An 8,971-nucleotide genomic window follows, 5' to 3' on the forward strand; every position below is an offset into this window, starting at 1 on the left:
GCCCGGCGGCCACCGGTTCCGCACGTACCGGGCGCCCCGGTGGCCGCGGCGACGGCCGCCCCACGGGCCGCGGGCCGAGCACCGGCCGGCGGCCGACCGACGCCCGGCGCCGCATGCTCCGGCAGCGGCTGATCGTTTTTGTGGTCGTGACCCTGCTCGTGGCGGCGGGCATCGCGGTGGCCCAGGCGCTGTGAGCGCACCGTCCGCGGGTTGACGCCGCGCCACCTTCCGCGGCGCGCCCACCGCTCGTGACCGTACCCGGCGCTCGTGAGCCCGCCCACCGCTCGTACCTCTCGTACGTCGCGTACGCCCCGCGACCCCCGCGCGGGCCCGTGTGGGCCGCGCCGGCCGACCTCGTCGTGCTGCCCGGTGCCGTCCTCCGGCCGCTCGGGTCATTCCCGGCGCGGGAGGCGGAGCCGTGGGGGCGCGGTCCGGCACACACGGGGGGCGCCGGTGCGGTCGGGGCGTAGGTGCCGGCGGGCGCGGGATCAGGCGGTCGGGCGGCCCGCGGTGACCGCGTAGAAGGCGACAGCCGCCGCCGCGCCGACGTTGAGCGAGTCCACGCCGTGTGCCATCGGGATGCGCACCCAGGAGTCGGCGGCGGCCAGGGCGTGCCGGGTCAGGCCGCTGCCCTCGGCGCCGAGCAGCAGGGCCGCGCGGTCGAGCCGGTGCGGGGCCGCCTCGTCGATGGAGACGGCCTGCGCGTCGGGGGTCAGGGCGAGCAGGTCGAAGCCCGCTTCGCGGACCCGGGCCAGGTCCCGCGGCCAGCTCTCCAGCCGGGCGTACGGGACGGAGAACACCGCACCCATGGAGACCTTGACGGAGCGTCGGTACAGCGGGTCGGCGCAGTCCGGCGAGAGCAGCACCGCGTCCATGCCGAGGGCCGCCGCGCTGCGGAACACGGCGCCGATGTTGGTGTGGTCGTTGACCGCTTCGAGGATGGCCACCCGGTGTGCGTCGGCCAGCAGTTCGGCGGCGTCCGGCAGCGGCTTGCGGGCCATCGAGGCGAGCGCGCCGCGGTGCACGTGGTAGCCCGTCACCTGTTCGGCGAGGGCGGGATCGACCGCGTACACCGGGGCCGGCGCCTCGTCGATGACGTCGCGCATGACGTCGATCCACTTGGCCGAAAGCAGCATGGAACGCATGCCGTACCCCGCCGCCAGCGCCCGGCGGATGACCTTCTCGCCCTCGGCGATGAAGAGCCCTTCGGCGGGTTCGCGCCGGCGGCGCAGCTCGACGTCGGTCAGGCCGGTGTAGTCGGCCAGCCGCGGATCGGCCGGGTCGTCGATGGTGAGGGGTTCGGCCACGTGCTGAGCTGCCTTGTCTGGGTCGGGGCGTACGGCGGGGTGCGGAAGACGAGGGCGTGAGGGGGGGGCGGGCCGGCCGCGGCCCGCCGGTCAGGGCTGTTGGCCCGGGCCGACGGCCACCACGGCGCCGATGACGATGACGGCCGGCGGCCGTACGCCCTCGGCCTTGGCGACCTCGCCGACGGTGTCGAGCGTGGCGTCCACCCGGCGCTGGGCGGCCGTGGTGCCCTCCTGCACGATGGCGACGGGCGTGTCGGCCGGACGGCCGTGGGCGATGAGGGCGGCGGCGATGGCGCCGATCTTCTCCACGGCCATCAGCAGGACGAGGGTGCCGCGCAGTGTGGCGAGCGCCGCCCAGTCCACCAGGGAGCGCGGGTCCTCGGGTGCGACGTGGCCGCTGACCACGGTGAACTCATGGGCGACGCCGCGGTGGGTGACGGGTATGCCGGCCGCGCCCGGGACGCTGATGGAGCTGGAGATGCCCGGCACCACGGTGCACGGGATGCCGGCCGCCGCGAGCGCTTCGGCCTCCTCCATGCCCCGGCCGAACACGAACGGGTCGCCGCCCTTGAGCCGGACCACGGCCTTGCCCGCCTTGGCGTGGTCGATGAGCGCCTGGTTGATGGCCTCCTGGGCCATGAACCTGCCGTACGGGATCTTCGCCGCGTCGATCACCTCGACGTGCGGCGGCAGTTCGGCGAGCAGGTCGCGCGGGCCGAGCCGGTCGGCGATGACCACGTCGGCCGCGGCCAGCAGCCGCCGGCCGCGCACGGTGATCAGGTCGGGGTCGCCGGGGCCGCCGCCGACCAGGGCCACGCCGGGCAGCGGGGCCGGCGCGTCGGTGGCGCGGCCGGTCGGCTGCCGGTGGCGCGGGGCGGCCAGGGTGCCGTCCCGCAGGCCCTCCACGATCGCGTCGCGCACCGCGGCCGAGCGGCGCGGGTCGCGGCCGGTGAGCACGGCGACGGTGACGCCGTCGCTGCGGCCGGTGGCCGGCGTCCAGGCGGTGGCGGCCTCGGCGTCGTCGCTGCGTACGCACCACACGCGGCGGGACTCGGCCTCGGCTGACGCGGCGGCGTTGGCCTCGGCGTCGCCGGTGGCGATCAGCGCGTACCAGGCATCGGCCAGGTCGCCGTCCCGGTAGCGGCGGCGTTCCCAGCGGATCTCCCCCGCGTCGGCCATGGCCTCGACGGACGCGGTGGCCGACGACGAGATGAGGACGATGTCCGCGCCCGCGGCGATGAGCGCCGGCAGTCGGCGCTGTGCCACCTGCCCGCCGCCGACGACGACCACGCGCCGTCCGCTCAGTCTCAGCCCTACGGGGTAGGCGGGGTTCTCGGACATGACGGTACGGCTCCTCGTACGGCTGAAGGCGCCGCTACTGCACCGGAGCGGCTGGTCAGGATGGGCGCGGGCCCTGCGGACACCTTACGGGGGTGGGCACGGGACCGCGTGGGGGGCGCCGGTGGCCGGCTGGGGACCGGCCGGGTGCGGTGGTGGGGCGGCGGTCGGGTGGGAAAGGCCGGCGGTGGGGCCGGACCGGGGCGGGCGGGGCGTGGGCGGTCGAGCCGGGGGGGCGCGGCACCTGCCGGGGGCCGGCCGGCCGCGGTGTCGCGCGGCCGGCCCGGGCCCGGCTGGGGCACCGGCGCCCACCCGGATCAGCCCTTCTCCGTCACGCCCGCCGCGTCGAACGTGGCCACCTCGTGCATGGCCCGCGCCGCGCTCTGCACGATCGGCAGGGCGAGCAGGGCGCCGGTGCCCTCGCCGAGCCGCAGGTCGAGGTCGACCAGCGGGCGCAGGCCCAGCTTGGTGAGGGCGGCGACGTGTCCGGGTTCGGCGCTGCGGTGTCCCGCGATGCACGCCGCCAGCGCCTCGGGGGCGATCGCGCGGGCCACCAGGGCGGCGGCGCCGGCGCTCACCCCGTCCAGGATGACCGGGGTGCGCAGCGAGGCGCCGCCGAGGACGAAGCCGACGAGGGCCGCGTGCTCAAGCCCGCCGAGCGCCGCGAGCACGCCGATCGGGTCGGCCGGGTCGGGCTGGTGGAGTTCGATGGCGCGCCGTACGACGTCCACCTTGCGGGCCAGCGTCTCGTCGTTGATGCCGGTGCCGCGGCCGGTGATCTCGGCCGGGTCGGCGCCGGTGTAGACGGAGATGAGCGCGGCGGACGCGGTGGTGTTGGCGATGCCCATCTCGCCGGTGAGCAGCGCCTTGTTGCCGGCGGCGACGAGGTCACGGGCGGTTTCGATGCCCACCTCGATGGCGCGCAGCGCCTCCTCCCGGGTCATGGCGGGCCCCGCGGTGAAGTCGGCGGTGCCGGGTGCCACCTTGCGGGGCAGCAGCCCGGGCGTGCTGGGCAGTTCGGCGGCGACGCCGACGTCCACCACGCAGACCTCGGCCCCGACCTGGTTGGCGAACGCGTTGCACACCGCGCCGCCGCCCAGGAAGTTGGCCACCATCTGGCCGGTGACCTCCTGCGGCCAGGGGGTGACGCCCTGCGCGTGCACGCCGTGGTCGCCGGCGAAGATGGCCACCGCGGCGGGTTCCGGGATCGGCGGCGGGCACTTCCGGGACAGGCCGCAGAGCTGGGCAGAGATGATCTCCAACATGCCGAGCGCGCCCGACGGCTTCGTCATCCGCTTCTGCCGCTCCCACGCCTCGCCGAGCGCCTTGGCGTCAAGCGGCCGGATGCCGCGCAGCGTCTCCTGGAGCAGGTCGTGCGGCTGCTCGCCGGGGAGCGCGCGCCGGCCGTACGTCTCCTCGTGGACCACCCACGACAGCGGACGCCGCTTGGACCAGCCGGCCTGCATCAGCTCGGGCTCGGCCGGGAACTCGTCCACGTACCCGACGCACAGGTACGCGACGACCTCCAGGTGTTCGGGCAGGTCGAGGGCGCGTACCATCTCGCGCTCGTCGAAGAAGCTGACCCAGCCGACGCCGAGCCCCTCGGCCCGGGCGGCGAGCCACAGGTTCTCCACGGCGAGCGCGGAGGAGTACGGCGCCATCTGCGGCTGGGTGTGCCGGCCGAGGGTGTGCCGGCCGCCGCGGGTGGGGTCGGCGGTGACGACGATGTTGACCGGGGTGTCGAGGATCGCCTCGATCTTCAGTTCCTTGAACTGCTTGGCCCGGGCCTTCGGCAGCGACTTGGCGTACGCGTCGCGCTGGCGCTCCGCCAGCGCGTGCATCGCCCGCCGGGTGTCGGCGGACCTGATGACGACGAAGTCCCAGGGCTGGGAGTGGCCGACGCTGGGCGCGGTGTGCGCGGCCTCCAGGACGCGCAGCAGCACCTCGTGCGGGATGGGGTCGGGGCGGAAGCCGTTGCGGATGTCGCGGCGCTCGCGCATCACGCGGTGCACCGCGGCGCGCTCGGCCTCGGCGTACCCCTCGGCCGCGGGCCGCTGCGCCGCGTCCTCGGGCAGCGCCTCCGCGATCTCCAGAACGGCGGCCATGTCCGCTGCCGGGACCTCGGCCGCGTCAGGGCCGGGGCCGGGGTTGGGGCCGGCTTCGGCCGGCGGCGAACCGGCCGGCTGGCCGGTCTGTTGCGCCGGTACGAGCGACGGGTTCGCTGCGGCCCGCGCCGCGGCGGTGGGCTGCGGGGTGGGCGCCTCTGTGTTCGGGGTGGCCTGGCCTTCTTCCGAAGCGCTCGCGCCCTCTTCTGGGGTGGCAGGGGCGGCGGGGCCGGCTTCCGGGGTGGCGGGGGCCGCGGAGTCCCGCCCCGCGGTCTGACCCGACGGCCCGGCCGGTTGGGCGGGGGTGGTCGCGGCGGGTGCGGTCGTTGCGGGTGCCGGTGTGCCGCCGCCGGCTGCCGGTACGGGCGTGTCCCCTTCGGCGGCGGGTACGGGCGCTTCGGCGGTCTGGCCGGGGGTCGTCGCGGCTGCGGCCGGAGCGGCGTCCTCGGCCGGTTCGGCGCTCGCCGTAGTAGGCGCGCTCGCCTCGGCGGGCTGCGGGGCGGGGGTGCCGTCGGCGGTCGCGGGGGCTGCCTTGGCCGTGGTGGGCTGCGTGGCCTGGGCGGCGGGTGGCGGCGGCGTTGCTGCCGGCTGGGTCGCAACGGCGGCTTCGGGGGCAGCGGGTTCGGTGCCAGCGGGTTCGGTGGTGGCCCCGGCGGCGGTGGCCTGGGCGGCGTCGCCTTCGGCTGCGTCGGGTGTGCCGGCGGTGTTCACCGCGCCGGCCGCGCCGGCCGCATCGGCCGGCTTCGCCTCGTCGGTCGCGCCGGGCGTCGTCGCCGCGCCGGTCGCGTCGGCTGCCTCGGCCGCGTCAGCCGGGGAGCCGGTGGGCTGCGGGGCGGTGGGGGTGGCGGGCTGCGCGTCCTGGCCCTGCGCGGTGGGCTCGGCCGCGGGCGCGTCCTGCGGCGCCTGCGGTACGGGGCTCGCCGCCGGGGCGGCCGGGGCGGTTGCCGTGGCAGCAGCGGCGGCGGGCCCTGCCTCGGCCGGTGTTGCCGCGGCGGCCTGCTGCCCAGCGGACTGCTCGGCCTTCGGCTGGTCCGCCGCGTTCGGCTGCGCCTCCTCCTCTTGCCCGGCCGGGGCCGGTTCGGCGGCGGCCGGGGGCTGCTGCGGCTGCGCCGGGTCCGTTGCGGCCGGCTCGGTCGCGTTGGTGCCGCTCTGGTCGGCCGCGGTGGCCGGAGATCCGTCGGCTGCGGCGGCAGGGGCCGGCTGTGCTGGCTGGCCGGCCTGGGGCGCTTGGGCGGTCGGGGTCGGCTGGGTGGCCTGGGTCGATGCGGTCGGCTGTGCTGAGTGCATGGTGGGGGCTCCGTCCGGGGCTTCCGGTGGTACGGAGCCCGCCGGCGCGGCCGTCACCGCGGGTTCCGTCTCGGAACCCGCTGGCGCAGCGCCGGCTTCTGTCGTGTGGTGCGTTCCGGCCGGTGATCCGGCCGGGGTGCCGTCGTGCGCCGGTGCGGCACCGGCGTTCTGCGCCGGTGCTTCCTCGGTCGCCCCGTTCGGCGGGGTCTGTGCGGCGTCCGGCGCCGGCTGGCCGGCGGCCGGCGGTGCCTGGTCGGCTGTCGGCGCGGTCGCCGGGGTGGTGGTGGTTTTCGCCGGGGTGGCGGGGGCCGTCGCTGTGCCGCCGGGCTCCTTGGCGGAGGTGGGCGGGGAACTGACGGCCGTCACCGGGGTGGCGGACTCCTTGGCGGGGGTCTGCGAGGCGGGGTGCGCGTCGCCGGCCGAGGGCTGGCCTTCGGCAGCCGCCGCGTCCGCGTGGCTCGTGTCCGCCTGACCCGCGCCCGTACGATCCGCTTCCGACTGGCTTGCGCCCGTACGACCAGTTTCCGGCTGGCCCGCATCCGTACGACCCGTTTCCGCCGGGTCCACGCCCGTACGAACCGTGTCCGGCTGGCCCGCCTTCGCCCGTGCTGCCTTGGTCTTGCCGGCGCCCGCCTTGGCCTTCGCGGTCCCGGCGCCCGCCTTCGCGGCCTCGCCCGCGGGCCCGCCCACACCGGGCCCGGCCGTGGCCGCTCCCCCGGCGGGCTGCGCGGTCTTCGCGGCCTGCTCGACCTTGCTGGCCTGCGCCGGTTCGACGGCCTGCGCGGGGGCGGGGGGCTGTGCCTGTCCCTCAGGCTGCGTGGGGTTGGTGGTCTGCGCGGGGTTGGTGTCCTGCACCTGCTCGGGCGCGTTCGCCCGCTCCGCGGGGTCGACCGTCTCGGCAGCCTGCTCGGAACCAGCCACCTGCCCGGCGTCGACCGCCGTCGCGGCGGCGGCCTTCCCGGCGTCCGCGGCCTGTCCGGACTCGGCCGCTTCCGCAGGCGCGGCGGCCCGTGCGGGCTCCGTGGTCGGCGCGGCCCCGTCCGCCGGGGCAGCGGGCGCGTCGGTCTCGCTCACCACCTGGCCGGCGGCGGGCTGGTTCGCGGAATCCGCATCGGCGGACGGCCCCGTGACGGACGTCGGTGCGGCGCTCTTGGCGTCCGCTCCCGTGGTCCCGGCCGCTGCGGTCGGCTGACCCGTACCGCTCTGCTCGGCAGCCGCCTGCTCCGTACCGTCCTGATCCGCCCCGGCCGAGTCTTCCGGTGCCTGCGACGCGGGGCCCGGGCCCGCGGCAACCGGGGCATCGGCGCTCTGCTCGGCAGCCGGCTGACCGGGGGTCGGCTGATCGGGGGTCGGCTGCGCGTCGTCGGCCGCACCGGCCGCGGCCTCGGGCCGGCCCGTCGGGCTCCGGTCCGCAGCCGGCCGGCCGGCCTTCGTCCCCTGCTGCGGCTCGGTCGTGGCGGCGGCCCCGGGCTTCCGTCCGGCCTCCGCCGGGGCGCTGGCCTCGGGTGCGGGCGTCGCGGACCCCGTCGCTGCGGCCCCGTCGGCCTGGTCGGCCGGTGCGGTGGCCTGCGCGGCCTGCGGGGTTGCATCGGGCACCTGTTGGGCGGCGGGGGCCGCTGTTCCGTCAGCCGGCTGGCTCGCACCCGACTCGGCGGAGGCAGGAGCAGAGGCGGCTACGGAGGCGGAGGCATCGGTGGACGGCTGCGCATCCTGCGGCGCGGAATCCCCGGCCGCCTGGGCGGCAGCGGTTCCGTCGGCCGCCGGTGCGGCAACAGTTCCCCCGGCCGGCTGGGCGACAACAGCACCATCGGCCGACCGACCGGCCGGCCCGCTGCCCTGCGCGGCGTCACCCGTCGCCGCGTCGCCCGTCGCGGCGTCCTGCCCGGCGGCGGACGCCGTCGCAGCGTCGGCGGATGCCGACTGAGCCGACTGAGCCGGCTGTTCTGGTTGATCCGGCTGGTCGGATGCGGGCTGCGCGGGCGGTTCGGCACCGTCTGCGGGGGGAGCCACAGCGGCCCCGTCGGCTGCCTTTGCGTTCGTCACCGGCTGCGGCGCACCGCCCGGAGCGGGTACGGCGGCGGGCTGCGGCCCGGCGGGTACGGCCGTGGCGGCCGGCGCGTCCTCGGCAACCTGCGGGGCGGGCTGCGCTTCCGCCGTCGCGGCGGCCGGCGTACCGGACTGCGGCGTGCCCGCCGTGGGTGCGCCGTTCGCCGCGCCACGGCGGGACTTGGCTCCGGCGCGCCCCTTCGGCGCGGACTTCGCCGCCGACTTGGCACTCCCGGCCGGGCCCGTCGACGCAGCCGTCGGAACCGTGGCAGAAGACGCCGCGCCGGCGCCCGTGCCTCCGTCAGTAGCCGTACCCGTGACCACAGCAGCCGCCGCGGCGCTGGCGGCGCCCTGCGGTGCGTCGGGGTGCTGCGCGGCGTCCTGCGGTACGGGCTGCGCGGCCGTGGCCGGCGCGCCGTCGGCCGCACCCGCTGCGCCGGCGGGCGCCTCGGGCTGGGTCTGGGGAGTGGTCTCGGCAGGCAGTGGTGCGTCCTGTTCGGGCTGTGCTGACCGTACGGGAGGTACGGGCTGTGCTGACGGTCCGGAGGTGGCCGGGGCGGCGGGAGCCGCTGCGTCACTGGACGGCTGGTCGGTGGGCGCCGCGGGGCAGCGGCGCCGGCGGCCCGGGCCGGCCGGGACGGCGTCGTCGGTGGCCGGGGCCTGGCCCGGCACCTGGTCGGCCGTGGCAGTGGCGTTCGCGGCGGCAGGCGGCGCGGTGTCCGTGCCGGTCGCCGCGCCCGCCGCGGCGGCGCTCTGCTCAGGGCCGGGCTGCACGGCGGTGGGCTGCGCCGACGAGTCGGTCGCCGGTGCCCCTGCGGGGGCCGTACCCGCGGCCGTCGGCTGCCCCGCGCCGGCCTGCTCGGCCGGGTTGCGGGCGGCGGCGTCCGC

General features: G+C 77.9%; 3 protein-coding genes and 1 pseudogene. 1 reads left to right on the forward strand and 3 read right to left on the reverse strand.

Features of this window, described 5'->3' with window-relative positions:
- A pseudogene (locus ACMA1D_RS31525) lies at positions 1-194 on the forward strand (serine/threonine protein kinase); the annotation flags it as partial.
- A gap of 294 nt (positions 195-488) precedes the next feature.
- On the opposite strand, the gene ACMA1D_RS31530 reads toward ACMA1D_RS31525, so the two are convergent.
- The 3 genes from ACMA1D_RS31530 to cobT form a co-directional block, all read right to left on the reverse strand.
- Complete coding sequence (locus ACMA1D_RS31530) at positions 489-1,307, reverse strand: TrmH family RNA methyltransferase (RefSeq protein ID WP_414727400.1); 819 nt, start codon at positions 1,305-1,307, stop codon at positions 489-491.
- Between the two features lie 90 nt (positions 1,308-1,397).
- Complete coding sequence (gene cobA, locus ACMA1D_RS31535) at positions 1,398-2,648, reverse strand: uroporphyrinogen-III C-methyltransferase (RefSeq protein ID WP_414727401.1); 1,251 nt, start codon at positions 2,646-2,648, stop codon at positions 1,398-1,400.
- A gap of 314 nt (positions 2,649-2,962) precedes the next feature.
- Positions 2,963-8,857: a nicotinate-nucleotide--dimethylbenzimidazole phosphoribosyltransferase gene (cobT, locus tag ACMA1D_RS31540; protein WP_414727402.1), complete on the reverse strand. Its 5,895-nt coding sequence runs from the start codon at positions 8,855-8,857 to the stop codon at positions 2,963-2,965.
- Positions 8,858-8,971: the final 114 nt, after the last annotated feature.

The sequence above is a fragment of the Streptomyces sp. 796.1 genome, assembly GCF_047525675.1.
Classification (GTDB): Bacteria; Actinomycetota; Actinomycetes; order Streptomycetales; family Streptomycetaceae; genus Streptomyces.